The organism is Actinomadura rugatobispora (assembly GCF_042656285.1).
GTDB lineage: Bacteria > Actinomycetota > Actinomycetes > Streptosporangiales > Streptosporangiaceae > Spirillospora > Spirillospora rugatobispora.
Window position 1 is genome coordinate 1 of record NZ_JBHSON010000047.1, and the last position, 21,924, is coordinate 21,924.

The 21,924-nt window shown below is 68.6% G+C and carries 14 protein-coding genes; 7 read left to right on the forward strand and 7 right to left on the reverse strand.

What is annotated here, in order from left to right; translation table 11 throughout:
- Positions 1 to 182: 182 nt before the first annotated feature.
- Positions 183 to 1,376, reverse strand: a complete 1,194-nt coding sequence (locus tag ACFPZN_RS30185) for an LVIVD repeat-containing protein (RefSeq protein WP_378285642.1) — start codon at positions 1,374 to 1,376, stop codon at positions 183 to 185.
- A 520-nt stretch (positions 1,377 to 1,896) separates the two neighbouring features.
- Between ACFPZN_RS30185 and ACFPZN_RS30190 the strand changes: the two genes are divergently transcribed.
- Complete coding sequence (locus ACFPZN_RS30190) at positions 1,897 to 3,384, forward strand: peptide ABC transporter substrate-binding protein (protein ID WP_378285643.1); 1,488 nt, start codon at positions 1,897 to 1,899, stop codon at positions 3,382 to 3,384.
- Positions 3,385 to 3,468: 84 nt separating this feature from the next.
- Here ACFPZN_RS30190 and recD2 read toward each other — a convergent pair whose 3' ends face one another.
- Positions 3,469 to 5,697 carry an SF1B family DNA helicase RecD2 gene (gene recD2 / locus ACFPZN_RS30195; RefSeq protein ID WP_378285644.1) on the reverse strand — a complete coding sequence of 743 codons (2,229 nt, stop codon included), beginning with the start codon at positions 5,695 to 5,697 and terminating at the stop codon, positions 3,469 to 3,471.
- A 258-nt stretch (positions 5,698 to 5,955) separates the two neighbouring features.
- Between recD2 and ACFPZN_RS30200 the strand changes: the two genes are divergently transcribed.
- From ACFPZN_RS30200 to ACFPZN_RS30210, 3 genes are all read left to right on the forward strand, one after another.
- A complete protein-coding gene (locus ACFPZN_RS30200) occupies positions 5,956 to 7,155 on the forward strand; it encodes a glycosyltransferase family 2 protein (protein WP_378285645.1) in 1,200 nt (399 codons plus the stop codon).
- A gap of 482 nt (positions 7,156 to 7,637) precedes the next feature.
- Positions 7,638 to 8,495, forward strand: a complete 858-nt coding sequence (locus ACFPZN_RS30205; protein ID WP_378285646.1) for a TIGR03619 family F420-dependent LLM class oxidoreductase — start codon at positions 7,638 to 7,640, stop codon at positions 8,493 to 8,495.
- Positions 8,496 to 9,418: 923 nt separating this feature from the next.
- Positions 9,419 to 10,279 carry a hypothetical protein gene (locus ACFPZN_RS30210; protein WP_378285647.1) on the forward strand — a complete coding sequence of 287 codons (861 nt, stop codon included), beginning with the start codon at positions 9,419 to 9,421 and terminating at the stop codon, positions 10,277 to 10,279.
- A 14-nt stretch (positions 10,280 to 10,293) separates the two neighbouring features.
- On the opposite strand, the gene ACFPZN_RS30215 is transcribed toward ACFPZN_RS30210, so the two are convergent.
- From ACFPZN_RS30215 to ACFPZN_RS30230, 4 genes are all read right to left on the reverse strand, one after another.
- Positions 10,294 to 11,193 (reverse strand): 2-dehydropantoate 2-reductase, encoded by a 900-nt coding sequence (locus tag ACFPZN_RS30215; protein WP_378285648.1) that lies wholly within the window; start codon positions 11,191 to 11,193, stop codon positions 10,294 to 10,296.
- 25 nt (positions 11,194 to 11,218) lie between these two features.
- A complete protein-coding gene (locus ACFPZN_RS30220) occupies positions 11,219 to 15,475 on the reverse strand; it encodes a hypothetical protein (protein ID WP_378285649.1) in 4,257 nt (1,418 codons plus the stop codon).
- 891 nt (positions 15,476 to 16,366) lie between these two features.
- The gene (locus ACFPZN_RS30225) at positions 16,367 to 16,729 is read right to left on the reverse strand and encodes an alpha-L-rhamnosidase-related protein (RefSeq protein ID WP_378285650.1); all 363 of its coding nucleotides are present in this window, start codon (positions 16,727 to 16,729) and stop codon (positions 16,367 to 16,369) included.
- A gap of 362 nt (positions 16,730 to 17,091) precedes the next feature.
- Positions 17,092 to 17,253, reverse strand: a complete 162-nt coding sequence (locus ACFPZN_RS30230) for a hypothetical protein (protein ID WP_378285651.1) — start codon at positions 17,251 to 17,253, stop codon at positions 17,092 to 17,094.
- Positions 17,254 to 17,318: 65 nt separating this feature from the next.
- Here ACFPZN_RS30230 and ACFPZN_RS30235 point away from each other — a divergent pair, with 65 nt between their 5' ends.
- Positions 17,319 to 17,483, forward strand: coding sequence for a hypothetical protein (locus ACFPZN_RS30235; RefSeq protein ID WP_378285652.1), 165 nt, complete (start codon positions 17,319 to 17,321; stop codon positions 17,481 to 17,483).
- A 76-nt stretch (positions 17,484 to 17,559) separates the two neighbouring features.
- Here ACFPZN_RS30235 and mtnA read toward each other — a convergent pair whose 3' ends face one another.
- Positions 17,560 to 18,579, reverse strand: coding sequence for an S-methyl-5-thioribose-1-phosphate isomerase (mtnA, locus tag ACFPZN_RS30240; RefSeq protein ID WP_378285653.1), 1,020 nt, complete (start codon positions 18,577 to 18,579; stop codon positions 17,560 to 17,562).
- Between the two features lie 920 nt (positions 18,580 to 19,499).
- On the opposite strand from mtnA, the gene ACFPZN_RS30245 reads away from it, so the two are divergent.
- Together ACFPZN_RS30245 and ACFPZN_RS30250 are read left to right on the forward strand one after the other, a co-directional pair.
- On the forward strand, positions 19,500 to 20,363 hold the full coding sequence (locus ACFPZN_RS30245; RefSeq protein WP_378285654.1) for a hypothetical protein: 864 nt from the start codon (positions 19,500 to 19,502) through the stop codon (positions 20,361 to 20,363).
- Positions 20,360 to 21,919 (forward strand): DNA polymerase Y family protein, encoded by a 1,560-nt coding sequence (locus ACFPZN_RS30250; RefSeq protein ID WP_378285655.1) that lies wholly within the window; start codon positions 20,360 to 20,362, stop codon positions 21,917 to 21,919. Before ACFPZN_RS30245 ends, ACFPZN_RS30250 begins: the two co-directional genes overlap by 4 nt.
- Positions 21,920 to 21,924: the final 5 nt, after the last annotated feature.

Here is a 21,924-nt window from a genome sequence, read left to right on the forward strand (position 1 = left end):
GGCGAGGGCGGCGGCGAAGAGCCCGGCGGTGAGGGTACGGGTCGTACGCGCGGACACGGGTGGCACGAGGGAGCCTCCTGACGAGTGCGACGGACGGGCACCCCCCCCGCGTGGCCCGACTGGTTCTCTTCTGCGGACGCCGTCCGACCGTGGGACGCGCCGTTCGGCGACCGCGACAACTGCTACCGGAAGGTGGGCTTCAGCACGTCGATCCCACGGTTGTGGTCCGCGACGTAGACGTAGCCGCCGTGGTAGTACGACGCCCAGGCCATCGCGTCGCCCGGCCGGAAGTAGGCGATCTGGCGGGGGTCGGTGGGATCGCGGACGTCGATGAAGCGCGTGCCCTGCTGGTAGAACGACTGCACGACCACGCCGTCCCTGATGTCGAAGTAGTGGGCCGAGCACTCCTCCGCGTTCGGGAGGCTGCCCTCCTGTCCCGCGACGCTCCATGTTCCGAGCGTGCGCAGGCGGAACGGCTTCTCCGGGGTGGAACGCCAGCCCTGCCCGCCGTAGGAGCCCTTGAGCGAGGCGATGACCAGGAGACCGTCGTTCACGCACCCGTCGTTGAAGGTCTCCTCCGTGACGATGAGCGTCTGGCCGTCGCCCCACTGGCGCGGGTCGGGGCCCTGGTCGCGTGTACGTCCCACGGCCCGGTAGCTGTTGTGCATGAACGAGGAGTTCGTCGTGGCCTCGTCGATGCCTCCGCCCGCGTACGGCACCGGGTCCCAGGCCGTCGCCGTACGGATGCGCTTCTTCACCGGGTCGTAGTGGCGCCCGCTGGTGTGGTAGCCGCGCACCCCGCCACGCCCTGAGGCCCACGCGACACCGCTGGAGTCGACCTGGATGTCGTGGGTGTAGTCGGTCTTGCCGTCGTTGCGCCCGGTGTCGATGGGTTGCTTGAAGACCTTGGGCTTGCGCGGGTTCCGTACGTCCGTCACCCATACGGGACGGCCGCCCCAGTCCTCGGGCATCCAGTTCGCCTTGGCCGGGCCGCCCGTCCACAGGTAGCGGCAGTCGTTGACGCACGACGTCGTATGCCCCGCCGGGATGACCTGATAGGCGAGTTGCTTCAGGCTCTCCGGCTTGGACACGTCGATGACGTACACCCCTGACTCACCGGTGTCGGTGGTGCCGCCGAACGCGCGGGGGTCACGGGAGAGGTAGATGATCTTGCGCTTGTGGTCGGCCTCGGTGTCCTCGCCCTGCCAGAACCCGGGCAGGTCGAACGAGCCGACGAGCTTGGGGCTGCGCGGGTCGGCGCTGATGTCGTACCCCTTGAGGCCGAACCGGCCGCTCACGTACATGATGGTGCGCTTGCCGCGCCCCTCGCCGTAGTCCATGAAGACCAGCGACGTGGACTCCTTGGCATCGGGCACGTTTCCGACACGCTGAACGCCCTTGACCGCGTCGGACGCCTTCGACGACGCCTTGTCCACGGCACGGGGTGCGTGCCCTGAGTGGCCCCCGAGGTCACGTCCCTCGCCCTGGGCCTGGGCCACCCCGCCTACGCGCGTCTGCTGGTTACCGGGTTCGGGTGGGCACGCCCAGGCGGTTCCGGCCGTGAGCATGGCGACGGCAACGGTGCCGGCCGCTCCGAAAAGAACGCGTCTGGAACGTCTGCTCCGTGTGGGCGCGCCAAGGCGCGCGGGCTCCTGCAAGCGTTCGACCTGCGTGCGCGCCGACATCGCGCCTCCACCTTCAGCGGGGAAGTCCTGGCGGGTATCGCCCGAGCCAAGTCTGAACTGTCGGATGTTCATGATCAATCGGCGATGAGTCACAAAATGTCCACGGCCAGGCTGTAATCCACCGACGGTGAAGGTGCGGCGCGGCCTTCCCGACCCGGACGGCCGTGCCGTACGCTCACCGGCGTCGTCGTCAACGCCTTGGGAGCGGCTTTTGAACAGCGTCGCGCGTACCGCCGCACTGGTCGCCGGGGCGGTGGCGATGCTGGTGGCGCCCCTGGCCGCCATGAAGGCGCTGCGCGACCCGGACGACCCGCGCCTGTCGGTCGGCGCCGCGCCGGCCGCGACGCTCGTGCCCGGCGACGTCCGGGACGCCACCGGCCGGATGATCGCCGGCGCCGTCTGGACGGGCCTGATGTCCTACGACCCGCGCACCGGCTCCCCCGTCCCGGCCGCCGCCGAGTCGGTCACCTCCGGGGACCGCAAGGTCTGGACCGTGCGCCTCAGGCCCGGCGGCCGCTTCCACGACGGCACGCCCGTCACGGCCCGCTCCTTCACCGACGCCTGGACGGCAGTCGTACGCGAGGGCTGGCACGGCGCACGCACGATCAGCGAAACGGCCGGGCTCAAGGGCCTCAAGGTCACCGACGACCGGACCTTCGAGGTCACCCTGGACCGCCCCCTCAACGGCTTCCCCGCCCTACTGGGTGACCCGGCCTTCCTGCCGATGCCTGAGAGCGTGCTCCGTTCCCGCGACTGGGCCGCGTACGGGCGTCGTCCCATAGGCAACGGCCCCTACCGCATCACCTCCCACGGGCGCGAGACCGTCCTGGAACGCCCCAACGCCCGCACCATCGTGGTGAAGTCCATCCCGAAACCGAGCGACCAGTACTCGGCCGTAGAACTGAACCGCCTGGACGTCGCCACGGCCGTCCCGTCCGACCGCCACGAGACGATGGACACCGAGTTCCGCGACCGGCACCTCACCCTGCCCGGACGGGCCATGACCTACCTCGCCTTCCCCTCATGGGAGGACCGCTTCACCCCTGCCATCCGCCAGACCCTCTCCATGGCCATCGACCGCAGCGCGATAACGGAAGGCCCCTTGGGACATCAGGCCACCCCGGCCAACTCCCTGGTGCCACCGGGAGTCCTTCCAGGCCGACGCGAAGGTCAATGCCGTCTCTGCATTCACGACCCCCGCGCGGCCACCGCCGCCCTGACCGACGCGGGCGGCCTCAACGGCACGCTCAACCTGTGGCATGAGGCGTCCGACGCCGCCTGGGTGGAGGCCGTCGCCGAACAACTTCGCAAGACGCTGACCATCGACGTCCAACCCCGTCGGGTCACTGCGGCAGAACTCCGCACGGCATTGGACGAACGAAAGGTCGACGGCCCCTTCGTCGTCCACACCACCACGCCCTACCCCGCCCCCGTCGCAGCCCTTCGCCCCCTCCTGGAAGCCGGCACCGGCTACGAGGGCGAGGACGTCTCAGACCTCATCACCCAAGCGGAAAGCGCCCCCACTCCGGACGCTGGCGTCACCCCCGCCCGCCTGGCCGAGTCGGCCCTTCTTCGGGACATGGCGGCCATCCCCCTGTGGTCCGCCCACGACCATTTCGTATGGTCCGAACGCCTCCACAAAATAACCACCGACCCTTTCACCGGCCTGAACCTCACCACCCTGAAACCCAAAAACTAACGCCTCGCCTCACCACTTGGGCGCCACGCTCGCGCGGTGCCTGAAGCAATTCCGAGACAGGCACTCCCCCAAAACGGGCACGCCTCAGGCGGCGCCGAGGCGGTGGGCCAGGGCGGTGTGGCGGCGTCCTGCCCCGGCCGTACGAACGGCGGCGGCCAGGGCCCGGCGTGAGCCGACCAGCACGACGAGTTTCTTCGCCCGGGTGATTCCCGTGTAGAGGAGATTGCGCCGCAGCATCATCCATGAGCTTGTCGTCAGCGGAATGACGACGGCCGGGTATTCGCTGCCCTGTGATCGGTGGATGGTGATGGCGTACGCGTGGGCCAGTTCGTCCAGTTCGTCGAAGGAGTAGTCGATGGTCTCGTCCTCGTCTGTCTGGACGGTCAACATGTGCTCCTCCAGGGACACCGACGTCACCACCCCCACGGTGCCGTTGAAAACGCCCGCCTCCCCCTTGTCATAGTTGTTGCGCAGCTGCGTGACCTTGTCTCCCACGCGGAAGACCCGGCCGCCGTAACGGCGCTCGGACCGTTCGTCCCGGTGCGGCGTGAGCGCCTCCTGCAGGAGGCCGTTGAGCGTGCCCGCGCCCGCGGCCCCCCGATGCATCGGCGCGAGGACCTGCACGTCGCGGCGCGGATCGAGGCCGAACTTGCGCGGTACGCGGTTGGCGACGACGTCCACGGTGAGCTCCGCGGCGGCCTCCGGCTCCTCGCACGGGAACAGGAAGAAGTCCGGGTAGCCGTGCGTGTGCGGGTGATCGCCCGAGTTCACCCGGTGGGCGTTCACCACGATGCCCGACTGCTGCGCCTGCCGGAAGATCTTGGTCAGCCGTACCCGCGGGACGACCTCGGCCGCCAGCAGGTCGGCCAGGACCTCTCCCGCACCGACCGAGGGCAGCTGGTCGACATCCCCGACCAGCAGCAGGTGGGCACCGCGCGGGATCGCCTTGACCAGCTTGTTGGCCAGGATCAGGTCGACCATGGAGCTCTCGTCGACCACCACCAGATCGGCGTCCAGCGGATTGTCCTGGTCGAACTTGGCGTCCCCGCCGGGCTGCAGCTGCAGCAGCCGGTGGACGGTGGCGGCCTCGTACCCCGTCAGCTCGGCGAGCCGCTTCGCGGCCCGCCCGGTGGGCGCGACCAGCACGATGCTCGCCTTCTTCGCGGCCGCCAGTTCCACGATCGACCGCACCGTGAAGCTCTTGCCGCAGCCTGGGCCGCCGGTCAGCACCGCGACCTTGGAGGTCAGCGCGAGCCGTACCGCCTCCTCCTGCTCGGCCGCCAGATCGGCACCCGTCTTCTTGCGCAGCCAGGCCAGCGCCCTGTCCCAGTCCACGTCGGCGAACGCCTTCAGCCGGTCGTGCCCGGCGTGCAGCAACTCCCGCAACCCGTTCGCCAGCGAACGCTCGGCACGATGGAACGGCACCAGGTACACCGCCGGGACCGTGGCCGCGTCCTCACCGGTGCCCGGTATCGCCTCCCTGACCACGCCTTCCTCCTGCGCGAGCCCGTCGAGCGCGGGCCCGATCAGCTCACGCGGCACACCGAGGATCTTCTCCGCCGCCGTGATCAGGTTCGGCTCGGGCAGGAAGCAGTGCCCGTCGTCGGCCGCCTCCGACAGCGTGTACTGCAGCCCCGCCTTGATCCGTTCCGGGCTGTCGTGCGGGATGCCGACCGCCTGGGCGATGGTGTCGGCGGTCTTGAACCCGATCCCCCACACGTCCGCCGCCAGCCGGTACGGTTCGCGCCGCACCGTGTCCACCGACGCGTCCCCGTACTGCTTGTAGATCCGCACGGCGAGGGAGGTCGACACTCCCACGCCCTGGAGGAAGACCATCACCTCCTTGATCGCCTTCTGTTCCTCCCAGGCGTCCCCGATCCGCTTGGTGCGCTTGGGCCCCAGGCCCGGCACCTCCACCAGCCGCTCGGGCTCCTCCTCGATGATCCGCAGGATGTCGGTGCCGAAATGGCCCACCATCCGGTCCGCCATCACCGGCCCGATGCCCTTGATCATCCCCGAGCCGAGGTAGCGCCGGATGCCCTGCACGGTGGCCGGCAGCACCGTCGTGTACGAATCCACCTCGAACTGCCGCCCGTACTTGGCATGGGACCGCCATCTCCCGGTCAGCCGCAGGCTCTCCCCGACCTGCGCCCCCAGCAGCGCCCCCACCACCGTCAGCAGATCGCCCCCGGACCGCTCGGTCGCGACCCGCGCGACGGTGTAGCCGGTGTCCTCGTTCGCGTACGTGATCCGTTCGAGGACCGCCTCCAGTACGGCCGGTCCCGGCCTGTCACCGGCCGCCGTCACCGGCATCGCCCCTTCCGGCCGTTACCCCTCATGCCGAGGGATTGTACGCATCGGCAGCGACAGTTCCCGATTCCGATCGGCCTGTGGATAACTCACTCCGCGAAGTTATCCACAATTTCCGCTCCCCCTGGCGGACCCCCGCCCGCCCCTCCGACGATGGCGGCACCGGAATCGAGAAAGGAGAGCGAGAATGAACGGCACGATACCCGGCATCGGCATCAGCAACCTCGTCTACGGCACGGTGTGGGTCATCATGATCACCGCGTGCGCCTTCCGGAGGCCGCGATGAAGGTCTCCGTCATCGTCCCGGCGCACAACGAAGAGCAGGGCCTGCCCGCCACGCTGGCGTCCCTGCTGGCGCAGACCGACCAGGCCGACCAGATCATCGTCGTCGACGACGGCTCCACCGACCGCACCGGCGAGGTCGCCCGCTCGTACGGTGCCACCGTGCTGCGGCCGCCCGGCAATCTCGGCAGCAAGGCCAGGGCCCAGAACCACGCCCTCCCGCACTGCCTGGGCGACCTCGTCCTCGCCGTCGACGCCGACACAGTCCTCGCACCCGACTACATCGAACGCCTCAAGCCCGCCTTCGGCGACCCCTCCGTCGCGATCGCGGCCGGCAACGTCCAGACCCGTTTCACCCGCACGCTCTGGGAACGCGGCCGTTCGATCGAGTACCTGTTCGGGTTTCACTGGCACCGCCCCATCCAGGCAAGCGCGGCCAGCCCGATGGTCTGCTCCGGCTGCTGCTCGGCCTTCCGCCGCGACCTCCTCCTCGAGCACGGAGGATTTCCCGAACGCACCATCGTCGAAGACATGGACCTCACCTGGTCCGCCCAGATCGCCGGCCACAGGGCCGTCTACGTGGGCGACGCCGTGGCCTGGGCCGCCGACCCCGAAACCCTCCCCTACCTGCGCCGCCAGCTCCGCCGCTGGATGGCCGGCTTCTTCCAGAACGTACGGCTCCACCTGGGCCGGCTGGTCGTCCGCAAGCCCATGCTCGCCCTGTGGGTCCTGCTGGCCGTCCTGGAGATCCTCTTCGCGCCCCTGTGGTGGGTGACGCCGATCCTGCTCACCGTCACCTGGCACATGCCCGTCGAGCAGGCTCTCGCCTGGTGGTGGGGCACCGAACTCCTTCTCATGGCGCCCCCGCTCATCTACGCCGCCAGACGCCGCCGCATCCCACTCCTCCGCATCCTGGCCAACATCCCCTGCGTCTATCCGGCAAGAGCGATCAACACCTACTACGCCTGGAAGGGCCTCATCACCGAACTGCTCCTGGTCCCACTGGGCCTCACCAAATCACTCACCGTCTACGAGAAGGGCCGCGCGGACACCCTCCCCCCAGGCCCCTACACGCCCCGCCACGCCACCCCGCAAAGAATCCAAGCCCTCCAAGCCCTCTCATCACCGCAAGAACCCGCCCCCCGGCCACCAGCACCGCGGGAACGACCACCCTCATAGCGCTGCCACCCGATCCGCTCCCAGTACGCCCCGAAAAGCAATGAACCAGGGCACTCGCCACGCGATCGCTGACCGCGATTCGGAGCCGGCAAGGACTTGATCAGTGGACGTAGCCGATCAGGGATCGTTCGATCCGCACGCCGATCCACCGGTTGTGCCACGGCCTGTCTCGAAGCGGACCCGAACCCCGAGCGAGCGCGTCACCTGGCCGGTGGGGCCATGCCGGAGGCGAGCGTCACCGGCCAGATCGCTCGGCGATCCCGCACTCACCAAGACGCGGCGGACAGAAATACCGGCCCGGCCAGCCGACCGCACGGGTTTCACACATCTGACCTCGGATGAAACGCGATCGGCGATGATCCGGCCGAGACGGCGCATATCGCCTGTCCCGCCGCACCCGGGCTGGGGACCCGTCCGGAGGCATTTGCCTTGACGCCGATGTCAACGTTGTAGCGTGCCGGGAACCGATCTCGGGGAGAACGATGAAATTCGCGATCAACTATTTCCCAGCCGACGGGCTCGCCCCCGACAGGCTCGTGGCCTATGCCCGGCATGCCGAGGACTGCGGCTTTGAGGGGCTGTACCTGCCAGAGCACACTGTGCTGTATCCCGGCGCCGGATACGGCTCATTTGAGATCCCCCCATCCCTGCCCTATCCCGATCCACTCGACTGCCTGGCCTTCGCCGCAGCGGCCACCCGGCGCATCCTGCTCGGCACCGCCGTACTGCTGCTGCCCTATCACCACCCAGTGGTCCTGGCCAAGCGCCTGGCCACCATCGATGTCCTGTCCAAGGGACGAATGCGGCTGCTCACCGTGGGGCTGGGCACCCTGCCCGGCGAGGCCCAGGCAATGGGGGTCGACTTCAACACGCGCGGACGCCGTACCGACGAGGCCATCAACGTGTTGCGGCTGCTCTGGCAAGGCGACGAGAAAGGCGTCAGCTTCGACGGCGAGTTCTTCGGCTTCGATCACATAACCAGCTATCCGAAGCCGCACGGAGTCACGCACCTGCCGATCCATGTCGGCGGCTCCAGCCGGGCCGCAGCACGCCGCGCCGGGCAGCGCGGGGACGGCTACTTCCCCGGCGGCGCACTCACCCCGGAAGAACGCGCGGCGCAATGGGAGCTGGCCAAAATCGCCGCAGTCGAGGCCGGCCGCGATCCCGGCGCGCTCGAATACACGCGATGGGGAACGATCGACATGTCGGCCGAACAGGTCGAGGATCTCGCCGCACAAGGCGTGACCCGCATCATGGTGGCCCCTTCCGCCAGGGAACTGGAACAGCAGCGCGATGAGATGTCCGCCTTCGCCGAGCGGTTCTCCCTCTCGGCCTCGTAAGTCATCTTCTCGCGCCCCGGGGTTCTTCTGAAGGTGTCACCGATCCGCGGCATGGCCCGGGGCTTGGGCTCCTCCAGAGAACAACACCACGCTGATGAGCCTGTCGCGACGACCGCGCACCATCGCCTCGGGCGTGCGCCGCTCGGCCCGCCGGCGCCGGAATCGCAGCAGGCGTGATGGCCGACCGGTCTCCGGGCCGCCATGAAGCGGCCGCGGCACGCAACCCGTCGCCGGGGGCGGAGAGCGCAGCGCGGCGCGTGTTCGCGAAACCCGCGCCGGCCAGGGACCGGTTCCGGCGGCCGACGGGCGCCGGAAGGTGTGGCTGCGCCTGACGAAAGGTTCGACGGGTGGTGACGTGGCTGGTCGAGCGAGTGAGGCGCCAGCACGACATCCTCGACCGACACGAGCCGCACCCACCACAGCACCTGTCCCTGCACCTCACGATGTCCTTGGCCACCGGCATCGGCATCCTGCGGCCGGTGGGCCGCTCGAAGTCCGAGCACGACGGGCGCTGTGATCACGTCCCATCCGCGATGGTTCGGCATGCCCGCAAGATTGTTGATCTCCCGTGCACTCCACCCTGCCACCGGTGACTCACCACCATCACCGATTACGGGACAGAGCCGGAACTCGACTGACCCGGAAGCAGTGACCCGAAAGTGGACCGCCATATTCATCGAGATCCCGTTTACGGGCGGATCTTCAGCCGGTCGGCCGTGACACCCGCCGCCAACTCCGGCAGGCTTGCGGAGCAAGGAGGGACCGTATGTCTTCAAGCAGCGGAACATGGTCTCATCGGCCCTTCCCTGCCCCCTAGGGAGGTACCAGGTATTCGAACCCAGCGCGATTGAGTCGAATCGCCCAATATTTGGCTTCGTCCGCAGGTAGTTTGACGTTCACCACCACCAGGAATCGGGGTCACGGTGACAGTGATCATCGGCGTTCACGGCATCCTGAACTACCGCTACTACCGTTCCACCCGGGACCTGACGGCGGCGGGCGAGGCCATCAGCCTGGACTGGACGTCCTGGCTCAGGGCCGGTCTGACCTCGGCGGGACTGCGCGAGGACGCGATGCCGAGCGGAGTCCAGGTCGCCTACTACGCTCACCACCTGCACCGCGGAGCGGCTCAAGGGCCGGAAGATCCAGGACTGCTGGACGACCTCGAGCAGGATCTCCTGATCGAGTGGGTCGAGCAGATGCAGCCGGCCCGCCGGGCGGCCCAAGGTCCGCGCCTCGCTCGAGCCCGGGCCGCCGCCGACTGGCTGACCATCCGGTACGGGGCCTTGGCGAGCCGCTTCGCGATGATGTTCGTTCGCGAACTCGGTTCTTACCTGAACGAACGGACCGGTCATCGGCGCTTGACAGCGCGAGGTGCCGTCACCACGGCGATCCGGGAGAGGGGAGGGAGCGGCGAGCCGGTCATCGTGGTCGCGCACTCGCTCGGCAGCGTCGTTGTATATGAGGCGTTGTGGGCCTGTCCGGAACTCCGCGTCGATCTGCTGGTCACGTTGGGCAGCCCTCTGGGCATGCCCAACGTCGTCTTCGACCGGCTCCAACCGGCCCCCTCACAGGGCTGGGGGGAGCGTCCCCCCGGAGTGCGCCGGTGGATCAACCTGGCGGATGCCGGGGACCTGGTCGCCCTTCCCCGCCGAGGCCTGGGAGGGCGGTTCCGGGGCATTGACTGGGAAGCGCCGGCGATCACGATTGCTGACTGGGATTTCCATACGGCCAAGAGTTATCTGCGGAGCCCGGTGGTCGCGGCCCACCTGAACGGCCTTTGATCGTGCCGGAAACGCTACCCCTGCTCCTGCCGGCCGGACGTGGCCTGAAGCAAAGGAACGATGACGTCGAGCGCCGGGGTGGAAATGCCGTGTGATTTTCCGAGTTCCTGGACGACACCGTGAATCTCACGCCATTCGGTCGGGCGGCCGGCGAGGCGGTCGAACAGCATGGACGTGCCCATATCCGACGGCATGGAGACAAGCTCGGCAATAATCGCGTCAGCCACCGCCCGAACATCCAGGCGCGCGCCCTCCGCCTTTCCCACCGAGGCCGACTCGCACGCGAGCTGGTGAGCGAGGGCGCGCATTCCCGCCAGGGAGAAGACCTCGGCTCTGCGCTCCGTCAGCACCATGAGACCGGCTACGACATTGGCGCAGATCTTTCGCCAGGCATGCGTGGTGAAGTCGGCGACCAGTTCGACTCGGGCTTCGGTGGGATCGAGGAGATCAATGAGGTCGCTCCCCGCAGGGGAGTCGGGCACGCCGACCCGGACCGGGCCTCGTAGCGAGACGCGCCCATCGCCGACGACCTCGCTCGGACACCAGACGATCGCCGGCAGGACCACACTTGTAGGCGCATGCGGTGCCACCCTGGCCTGATGGCCTATACCGTTCTGCAGGACCACCACTGTCGTCCTTTCGTCGCAGAGACCCGCGAGCCAGCGCGCCGCGCCCGCCGTGTCGTGCGCTTTGATCGCTAGGAAGACCCAGTCGACCGGTTCGCCGACCTCGGCGGGATCGGCCAGTATCGCGTCAGGGATGCATACTCGCGTCCCGCTTTCCGACTCCACGACGATCTTGTCTGGCGGGACGCTCCGCGCGCAGACCACCAAATCGTGATCCTTTTGCTCGCTGACAAGTGCCGCGAAGACGGACCCGACCGCACCGGGACCGATGACGGCTATGCGCGCCATGAGAACTCCACATCCATGATCTCACCTACGTGATCCTGCTGTTCGGCGCCGACGGCCGTCTCTTTTTGAGGCCGATGAACTGCCATCCGCTTCCGATGAGCAGCATTCCATCGGCGCTGATCTCCAAGGAGTCGGCCGTTCCCGCCAGAGCGATATCTTCGAGCCGCCGCCCGTCGTTGAGATCCCAGCTGCTCACCACCCCGTTCGCGAATCCGGCAACGGTAACGGGAATGCCATCGATCACACCGCAGGCCAGCGCGCAGACGGCGATTCCAGATTCGGCCGCGAGCTCGGCCGTCTGAACCTCGTCGGACAGATTCCACATCCCGACCCGTCCGTCAGTGGATCCCACGACCACCTTCGCTCCCAGGCATGCGACCTTGGTCATCTCTCTGTCCCGAACGATGCCCAGTAGACGTTCTCGACGGTCGATGAGATCGATGGTCGCCAGTTCCCCCTCGGTCGAGGCGATCACGGCCACGGGCCTGCCGGCCACCGTCGTCGTTGCCACGACACGCACGTCCGGGCCGATCGTCGGCTTCAGCTGCCACTCCGGCGTCCCATGCTGGAGGTCGAATACGCTCAGCCCCTGCTCCCTGGAGACCGCGATCGCGAACCGCCGACCGTCGAACCGGGCGATCCGAACGTCTGTGACCGCCGGGCGGGAAACGGTGCCGCTGCGCCAGATCAGTTCGTTCTCGGCCCAGCCGACCGAGCGGACCTCCAGGCCGCCGGTTCCGCCGATCGCGCAGTACGGCGTGCCGGCTTCGACCAGCATGTCGCATGCCGTGATGTCCCCGGGCACCTCCCACGACTGTCCCACGGGCTTACCCGCGCGCAGATCCCAGACACGAGCGCGCCCGTCTTCCGCGCAGACGACTCCGAGTGACCGGCCCTCGTATTCGACGCTGGCGATCGCGGTGGTCCGGGCTGAATGGGTGGTCAGCGGCCCTGCCGTCCGGGTTCCGGTGGTGAGATCCCAGATCAGGGTGGTGCCGTCGCCGCTACCGGTCGCCGCGAATACGCCGTCCGATGTCTCGATGCAGGCCACCGCTCCGAGCCAGTCGGAATGCGCCTTCAGCGGTTCGCGGATGAGCTGGCGGGTTCGGAGATCCCAAATGCGCAGGAATCCGTCATTATCCCCGACGACGGCCGTGGGGCGTCCGTTCATCTGACAACAGGCGATCGCCCAGACGCCGCCGGCGTGGCCGGCCATGGCCTCGCCGCGCTGCGAACGCGTTCTCAGATCCCAGACCCGCACGGTCCCGTCGGCGCCACCGGTGAGCGCGACCGGCCTGCCGTCGATCTTCGTGCAGGACACCGCGCGGATCGCGTGCTTCTCACGGGTCAAGGGCGGCTGCAGGTCGTTCACGGTGTCGAGGTACCACAGGCGTGCGGTGTTGTCCGGGCTGACGGACACCGCCACCGTCCTGCCCTCGTATCCGACGGCGGCGACGCCGCGGACCCAGTTGGTGTGGCCCTCCAAGGCGGGTCCGCGGGGCATCATGGTCTCGGCGTCCCAGACGCGGACCGTCTGGTCGGCGCTTCCGGAGACGACGATCAGTCGGCCGTCCTGCTCCAGGCAGGCCATGCTGCGCACCCAGTCATTATGCGCCTGGACCGGCTCCATGACCTGAGCCTGTGTCAGCAGGTCCCACACGCAGATGCGGCCGTCCGCCCCACCGGAGAATGCCAGGGCACGCCCGTTGACGACGCCGGAGACCACAGAACGGACGCCGTCCACGTGCCCGACCAGTGGCTCGCCCACCATGGCTCCGGTCCGCATGTCCCAGACGCGCACGGTGCCGTCGCTGTTCCCCGTGATCGCCCGCGGCATGCCCTCGACCACGGCAATGGCGACGGCGTAGACGTCGCCCGTGTTGGCGGCTCCACCCAGATTGGGCGGCCTGCGCTTCGTCTCATTGTCGCCGGCGAAGGCGGGCAACCAGGTGAGCACGGGATGGTCCTTGATCTCGACCAGCCGGCCGGCCAGCTCAGAGGCACCGCAACGCACCGCGTCGATCGCGAGCAATTGCTGTCGCTCCCGCCATCCCACGCCTCGGTGCCGGCGCACGGACGCTCTGTAGGCGATGGCCGAGTTCCGGGCCGCGTCCGAATAGACCTTGTCGAACTCAGGGAACAGCGTGTAAGGGTCGGCGCGTACCAGAAATCCGGGATCCATCATCAGATCATCGGTACGCCCGGCGTCCCCCGCGTGCTGGATCGCATGACGGAGCAGATACGGCCGTGCGGTCCCCCATGAATACCCACCCAGCGACGACCGCCGCAGTGAAGCGAGCATGAGTTCGAGGATCCGTTCCGGCAGGCCGCTGGGAGCGGGCTGCCCGTCCTCTATCGGGAAGGCCGTGAGATGGTCGGCGAGCCCCTGATGGAACAGCCGGTAGAGCGTCGTTCCATCGGAATCGGGCTTCGTACGGAGATAGAACCGGACCGCCTCGATCGCGCGGATCGTGGCATTGCGTTCGGGCGCAGGGCTCGGCGCGCCGACAAGGAACGCCGGCAGCACCCGCCGGACCAGGTCCTCTGGCATCCCATGCCCTCGTGCCCGCGCGATCGCGGCGAGCACCGGTCGCAGCAGGCCGTCCGGTTGCCGGATGAGAAGGTCCAGTTCGAACACTCCGGGAAGTGTGAGCGGCACCTCCCTGCCGAGGCTAGCGGCCTGTCCCGGACTTATCGGAAACGCGGTTTGCGTGACGAAGTGGTAGGCGTACAGACTGGCCACGAGGAACTCGCCCCAACGTTCCTCTGACCAGCGCTGCGCGGTCAGGGTGCTCCCGACCGTGGTCGCGAAAGCGTCGCGCACTTCTCTGGATTCGTCGCCGCTCAATGCGGGCCAGGTGCTCAACAGAGAGGAGACGTAGGCGGAGATGTCGGCGCCGAGTCTGGTGCGATCCGCCTGGTCGAGGTTGATCAGGCTCCCTAGGCGCTTCGCGGACCTGATCAACGGGCTGAGGTCGCCCCACGGGCGCATACCCACGATCAGTCGGCAGCAGGGACGTCCGGCGCGATTCACCGCGTGGGACAGCGGTAGAATGAGCTCGTTCATGAGCCGGATGACGTCGTGCGCCTCATCCAGCGCATCGAGGACGATGACGGGTTCAGACGGCAGCTTGACGACCTCATTGATCAGTGTCTGCGGCGTGAGCTCCGCCTCCAGCGTGCTGAGCTGGAGCTGGCGGAAGAGGGAGGCGGTCACCTCCGCGATGCCTCTCTGGCGGACGTGGACCGCGGCGATGTTCTCGGATACTGGAAGCCAGGGGGCCGCGTGCTCCCAGATGCCCCGTGTCCGTTCTCGCAACAGCGGATGAGCCGCACTGACGATCAATCCGAGAAGCGCCGACTTCCCGACCCCGGGGCTTCCGGTGACCACGGAGATCGCGGGAACCGGGCCGACGCCGCGGATAATCCCCCCGAGCTGCTCCAGTTCCACCGTCCTGCCGGAAAAGCATCCCTTGGTCACCCGTCCGGCCAGCGGCCCGCGACCGGCGGCCCGGTCCAGGAAGTGGTAGGCGTCCAAGCCCTCATCTAGATCGTCCACGAATGCCAGGAGCATGTCGTCGAGGTCGTGCTCCGCCGAGACGAGTTCACGCTCCTCATAGGACGGATTCGGAAAGAAGGGGAGGTCGAGCGAATGGGAGAGATCCACCATGGTCGTGGTGACCAACTGAGTGTAAGTTCCCTCCGCTTCCGCGATCCGCTGTACCTCACGCTTCAGTTCTCGGCTGATCGTCTCGAGGGGGACGTGCTTCACGGTCTTGTGGATATCGAGACTGCCAAGCCTGATCGCATTGAGGACGTTCGAGAGAGCCTGGGTGAAATGCCCTTCATATGCGGCCCGGTCTTCCGAACATGCCGCGATGACCCAGGCCCGCCGATTCTCTTTTTCGCGGAAGGTCCAGGGAAGTTTCGCGACCGCGCCCGAATAGCAGAGGTCAAGGAGGAACAGAGTGTAAGGCCGGTTCGGAAAATCCTCTACCTGGGTGATCCAACTTTCAATGTCCGTAGCGCTGTGCAGCGTCCCGTCGGAGCCGATCGCATAAAGCTTTCCCGATGCGGGTGCGCGGTCGCCATGGCTCAGGACGTGAACGATCAGCGATTCTGGCTGGTCATTCCGGGTCACGTGGTCATAAACCAGGGCGCCCATGAGCGGACTACTCGGACCGGGAGGAGTGATGCCGTGCGTAACACAGGAATATCCGAAGTTCGCGAGGGCCTCGCCGAATTCCTCAAGCCGCGCACTGACGAAAGGGAGTGCTTCCATACCAGCAAGTTCCCCGATACCCGTACGGAACTCCGAAGCCCCCAATATCAACGCCCGTCGCGTGATCATTGTCCGCCGACCACCTTGTTTCCGCAAACACTCCCGTTGAACATGGTAACCGCGGACAAGGGTCGAGATATCAGAAAAGCCGACCTGTACCAAATTTCGGTCGGACGTATACGTGGTTTACGGTGAGGAAAGAACTGGGGCTGCGCACCCCTCAGCCTAGATACGGCCTGCCTGTCTGGACTTGTTTCATCGATACCGGAGGTGGACAACGCTCCGGACCCGCAGGCCTGTTCCGGCCACCACCGGGCACCGGCGCCACCGATCTCACGACCATTATGGGCGTAGCCGAAGTCCGCAAGCACGATGGTTCGATCCAGGGCGCGCGTCGGCCCTAACACCATTTCCTGAGGTGGCCTTTTGCGCCACTGCAGCGTCCGAACAGACCGCGTACACCCCCGACTGGGAAACCGTTGGTATTCGCGCCCAACTCACCGGGCTCTTGGCAGCAGCCCGTCCCGCCGGCGGCAAGCCCGAAAGGCAGAAACCGGCACCCCCATCATCGACGCCCAGAGCATCAAGGCTTTCCGCCGATGTCCCCTGCACCACTACACCTGCGAGATAACGACTCCGACTGCGATACAGCCGGTTGTCTGAGAAGGAAAGCAGAGCCGGATCCCTTGTGCTGGTGCGGCTCGGCGGCCCTCCATGACACAGGTCGCGCGATGGTCTCCGGGCATGGCTTCGAAGGCGCGGCCGCCGGGCAAGGTGATGGTGGCGGCCGTGCGAGGGGCACGGTGACCCACAGGTGGAAGCGGCGTTCGTGTTGCGCCAGGCAGGGGGCGGCACGTCCGTAGATAGAGTCGAACTCGGCTTCGGCCCATGTCAGTTGACCGCCAGACGCCGCCCAGGAGCCCGGCAAATGTCGAAATGGCGGTAGCCGTGCACACCTGGTCGCAGTTGGATCCCGGCGGTGTGATGGTGCAGGAAGGTGATGACCGCGCTCTTACTGTGATGGTGGAGGGAGGCGCGAGCGGAGCCGTCATCGGCGATACCGTACCAGTCCTCTTGGATGGTGGTCTCGCCGCGGTCGATCATCGCCGGCCAGGATGGCGGTGTGTCCAGCATGAGCAGTTCGTAGGCAAGGTCCAGTAACCGGTGTCTGCGAGCGCTGCCAGCAGGATGGGGTGTGGCCCAGAACAGGTCCGAGCCCGGTACGTCGTCGAACGCACCATCGGGCTCCTGCACTGGTTCCGCCGCTGACGCATCCGTGGGAGATCCGCGACCACATCCACGAGGCGGCCATGACCCTGGCCGCAGCCCTCATCTGCTGGAGACACCTCGTCCGCTGATTCTGGTAGCACCTCTTGACCATCGCGCGCGGATTGGCCGCCCCCGGTTCCAGCAGCGCCTTCTACAGAGCACGTCGGACCCACAGCCCGGCGGCTTCGCCGGCGCCATGATTCTCCAGGCCAGCCCGTGTTTGACAGGAGCAGATGTCGCCTCGATGCGCTGGCGCAGCCAGCGATGGAAGGTGTGCAGGTCGGGTTCGTTGCGGTGTGGGGGACGGCTCAAGGGCCTTACCGACGGCGAAACCAAGGCGATCTTCGTCAAAGCCTCACCACCGTGGGCCCGGTGCAGTCAAGCCGACGCTCGAAGTGCGATGCCGGCAGCCCCAGCACGAAATGGTGATCGACGGGCCGGTCGAAGAACTCCCGCAGGTCGACGGTGAGCAACCAGTCGGTGCCCGTCGGCTTCAACAGGTTCGCCATCAGGGGAGCGTCGAACTGCGCAACGGCGCCCCCAGGGCGTGGCGATGTGCCGCTGCACATGGGCCATGTCCAATACGCCGCACGTGTTGTGCCGCTCGGCGTTCCTGGCCACCGGGCAGACGCTGATGTTCGAGGACGCCTGCTTCGTCCAACAGAGCCAGGGCGGCTCCCTCGCCGAACGCGACCAGTGGTTCTTCATCCTGCTGGAACTGCCGCCACCTCGGCGTTGAGATCGACTCCCGGCGCTGGCTCCCGCCTCGCCTACCCGAAGCTTGCGCGGGGATGGAGCGATTTCCGTCCGCCGGGTCAGTCCCGCGGCGTCACGCCCTCTGAGACTTCGAGCACACCGGTCTCGGTGACCAGCGCGGTCACCAGCCGCGCCGGGACGACGTCGAACGCCGGGTTGAATCCTCGGGCGCCCTCCGGGGCGACGGGGTTCCCCGCCCAGGCCAGCACCTCGTCACCGGGTCGTTCCTCGATGGGGATCCCGGCACCGGATGGCGTACTCAGATCGATGGTGCTCCAGGGAGCCGCGACCATGAACGGGATGCCCGCGTCCGCACAGGCCAGAGCCACCCCCACGGATCCGATCTTGTTCGCGGTGTCCCCGTTGGCGGCGATCCGGTCCGCGCCGATGATCGCCACGTCGACCAGACCCCGCAGGATCGTGCTCGCCGCCGCGCCGTCCGCCTGGACGAGATAGGGGATGCCCACCTGCTCCAGCTCCCACGCGGTGAGCCGGGAGCCCTGCAGAAGCGGGCGGGTTTCGTCGGCGTACACCACCTCGAGCGCTCCCAGCTCGGACAGTTCGCGGATCACCCCGAACGCCGTCCCCCACCCGGCCGTGGCGAGCGCTCCGGTGTTGCAGTGCGTCAGTACGCGCAGCGGCCGCTTCCCTGCGCGTGCGAGGATCCAGTCGGCCCCGGCCTTGCCGATGGCCCGATTCCCCAGCACGTCCTCGTCCAGCAACTTCTGGGCCTCGGCGACCACGGCCTCGACGCCCTTAGGCACGAACGGCACAACCCGATCAATACCGGCCGCGAGATTCACGGCCGTTGGCCGGGCCGTCCGAATCCGTTCGACGGCCGCGTCCCGCTCGGCGTCGTCCCAGCCCTGACGCTCGGCCTCGATCATGGCGATCACCACACCGAACGCCCCGGCGACCCCGAGCGCAGGAGCCCCTCGCACGACCAGCCGCCGGATCGCATCGACCAGCGTGCCGGTGTCACGCACATCGAGATGCTCGAACCGGCCGGGCAACACGGTCTGGTCGATGAGCCGCAGCCCGTCTCCGACCCACTCGACAGCGCGAAGTTCGTTCACCATGCCCCACTCCATGCAAACATCACCGATAAGACCATTCTCATGCTCCACTCCCCGTCCAGCCACCTCCCGGACGGCCCACGACGCCGCCTCTCAACGGTCACAGCTCAAGTCGGGCGCCGGAACCAGGCTCCGCTCCCCGGGGGCTCCTGCCCGTCACGGCCTGCGCCAGGGCCGGAACCCCAGAAGGCTGCCGCCGGTCCGGGACAGGTGTGGCATCCCCTCGCCCCAAGAACCCTGCCTCCACCTGTGGCGCCCCGTCCGCACTGGGCGGTCGTGCCCCAAGGGCAGCCCGGCTCATGTGACGCGGCCCGCGAGTCGGCCTGGCCCCTACGAAGTGGCCTCGCGTGGGCGCGTCATCTGGGCCGCAGGGCAATGCCACAGGCGAGCATCACAGCAAGATCGACAAGCCATGTCGCGAGCTCAGGACACACCGAGCCGATCCGGCGGGCCCTCACTCTCGGCTCGGTGATCCTGTAAACGGTGTGCGACTCCGACGACATCGCCGGTCGAGGCCCTCCCCGCGCTGCCCCCCAACATCGCCAGCAAATGCTGGCGCAGGTGCCCGATAGGCGGGAGCCGGAGAGCGCGGTCTTGAGCGTCACGGCAGGGTCGCGAAGTGAGGTCGCTTGTTCAGGGCGCACCGAGGCGATCAGTGGGCTCTCATCTCTCGGCTCGGTGGGCCTTCGAGTGGTGTGCGTGTTCGCCGGCATCGCCGGTCGAGCGCTCCTGTGTGGCCTCCAGCACCGCCAGTAGATACCAGCGGCGGTGGCTAGCCCGTGGGCGCGGGTTGGTGTGCGGGAGCACGGGGGTTGTGGCTTTCTTCTCTTTGTTGACCTGCGATAACTTGACACGGGTCGAATCTATGTTCGAGATTGTAGGCGGCTGGGAAGGGAGGCTGTCGGGTGGCGGAGCTTGCATCTGTGGACGCTCTGCGGCTCGACTCGACGGCGGCCGCACGGGATCTGGTTCCGGTGCTTCCCGCCTTGCGCCCGGCTATTCCGGGCGGGGGGCTGCGGCCGGGGTCCATCGTGGGCCTGGACGGCCCCGGGGCGTCCTCCCTCGGCCTGGCGCTCGTGGCCGGGGTATCGGGTGGCGAGGCCGGCGGATGGTGCGGGATCGTCGGCCTGCCTGACTTCGGGGTCGTGGCCGCCGCGGGCATGGGGGCGGCTCCGGAGCGGCTTCTGCTGGTGGACGAGCCGGGTGATCGGTGGCCGGACGTGGTGGCGGCCCTGGTCGAGGCGGTCGATCTCGTGCTGGTCCGTACCCCCGAGGCCCCTTCGGCGACCGCCGTGAGACGGCTGTCCGCACTGGCCCGCAAGCACGGTTGCGTTCTGGCTCTCACCGGGGCGTTCGCACGCACCTGGCCCGGGACGCGGTTGCGCCTGCGCGTGGACGAGGCCACCTGGGAAGGACTCGGCGACGGACATGGCGTTCTGACGGGCCGCCGTGCGCAGATCACCGCTGAGGGGCAGGACGCGCCGGGACGGGGCCGTCAGGCGTTGGTCTGGCTTCCCGGCCCGAGCGGGGAGGTCCTGCCTGTTGAGCGCGAGCGGAGTCGGCCGTCTTTGGAGGTCGTGGCCGGCCGGGCCCAGCCGGACACCTCAGATCGGCTGACCGGCCACATGCGCGCGATTCCGCGGCCGGAAGTCCGTGCGGGCGAGCACACCGCGTCGCCCGGCGGGGGTCCGGCTGAAGGCGCCGTCGATGGCTGGGTTACGGATCGTCCCACCGAAGGCAGCCCGGCCGCGGCTGTCGAGGCGGTGGTCGGCGGGGGTGGCGGGTGAGCCGGGTGCTGGTGATCTGGTGTCCCGACTGGCCGGTGACGGCGGTGGGGGTGGACGCGGCGACGCCCGGGGCCGTGGTCGTGGACGCGAGGGTGGCGGCCTGCACCGCGGCGGCCAGGGCCGAAGGGGTGCGGCGCGGGCAGCGCGTCCGTGACGCCCAGCGGCGCTGCCCCGACCTGGTCGTGCGGGAACGGGACACCGACGCCGAGGGGCGGTTGTTCGAGAAGGTGGCCGATGCCGTCGCGGAGCTCACGCCCAAGGTGGAGGTGGTGCGTCCGGGGCTGTGCGCCGTTCCCGCGCGGGGGGCGGCGCGCTTTTACGGGGGCGAGGAGGCGTTGCGGCTGCTTCTTCAGGACGCGGTGGTGGAGGCGGGGTTCGACTGCGGTGCGGGCGTGGCGGACGGCTTGTTCGCGGCGGAGCTGGCCGCGCGCAGTGGGGGCGGCGTGGTCGTCGAAGAGGGCCGGGGCGCGGTGTTCCTGGCGCCGTATCCGCTGTCCGTGCTCGGACGGCCGGAGCTGGCTGACCTGCTCAACCGGCTCGGGGTGCGGACGCTGGGCGACTTCGCGGCGCTGCCGTCGGGGCATGTGGCGGGGCGGTTCGGGGCCGATGGGGCGCTGGCGCATCGGCTGGCGCGCGGTGAGGAGCCCCGTCCGGTGGCGCCCGCGCCGGCGTCCGCCGACCTGTCGGTCCGGAACGAGTTCGATCCTCCGGCGGGGCAGGGCGAGCAGGTGGTGTTCGCGGCGAAGCGGCTGGCGGCGGAGTTGCACGACGGGCTGGCGGCGGGCGGGCTGACGTGTGTGCGGCTCGAGGTGGAGATCGGTTTCGCCGACGGGCACGTGCTGCGCCGGCTGTGGCGGCACGAGGGGCGGCTGTCGGCGACGGCGGTGGCGGAGCGGGTTCGCTGGCAGCTGGCGGCGTGGCGGAGCGGGCGGCCCGTGTCCGGCGTGGATGCCGAGGGCGTGGAGGAGCCGCCGCGGGACGAGGCCGTCTGGGGCGGGGTCGTCTGGCTGGAGATGGCCCCTGACCAGCTGGTTCCGGACGAGGGGACGCAGCAGTCGCTGTGGGGGCGGTCGGCGGTCACCGAGCGGATCGCGCGGGCGGCCGACCGGATCCAGGCGCTGCTGGGGCATCGGGCGATCACCCGTCCGGTCCTGAGCGGTGGGCGGGGGCCGGGCGAGGGGGTGGCGAAGGTGCCGGTCGGCGACCTGCCTCCCGGGGATGTGCGCGACGGGCCGTGGCCGGGTCGGGTCCCGGCGCCCGCGCCCGCGGTGGTGCCGCGCCGGCCGTGGCCCGCGGGGGTGGTGGACGCCGCGGGCTCCCCCGTGACCGTGTCGGCGCGGTGCGTGGTCTCGGCGCCGCCCGCGCAACTGGCGGTCGGCGACGGCCCGCGCACGGCGATCACCTCTTGGACGGGGCCCTGGCCCGCCGTCGAGCGGTGGTGGGATCCGGCCCGTTCACGTCGCCGCGCCCGGTTCCAGGCCGTGACCGACGACGGGCGCGCCTACCTCCTCGCCGTCGAGGACGGCACCTGGCATGTGGAGGCCGCCTATGACTGAGAGCG

Excerpts from the sequence above, each read along its gene's own strand:
- ACFPZN_RS30235 (WP_378285652.1), top strand. The coding sequence starts at position 17,319 with ATGTCCAATACGCCGCACGTGTTGTGCCGCTCGGCGTTCCTGGCCACC.
- ACFPZN_RS30215 (WP_378285648.1), bottom strand. The coding sequence starts at position 11,193 with ATGGCGCGCATAGCCGTCATCGGTCCCGGTGCGGTCGGGTCCGTCTTC.
- ACFPZN_RS30220 (WP_378285649.1), bottom strand. The coding sequence starts at position 15,475 with ATGGAAGCACTCCCTTTCGTCAGTGCGCGGCTTGAGGAATTCGGCGAG.
- ACFPZN_RS30205 (WP_378285646.1), top strand. The coding sequence starts at position 7,638 with ATGAAATTCGCGATCAACTATTTCCCAGCCGACGGGCTCGCCCCCGAC.
- recD2 (WP_378285644.1), bottom strand. The coding sequence starts at position 5,697 with ATGCCGGTGACGGCGGCCGGTGACAGGCCGGGACCGGCCGTACTGGAG.
- mtnA (WP_378285653.1), bottom strand. The coding sequence starts at position 18,579 with ATGGTGAACGAACTTCGCGCTGTCGAGTGGGTCGGAGACGGGCTGCGG.
- ACFPZN_RS30230 (WP_378285651.1), bottom strand. The coding sequence starts at position 17,253 with ATGGCGAACCTGTTGAAGCCGACGGGCACCGACTGGTTGCTCACCGTC.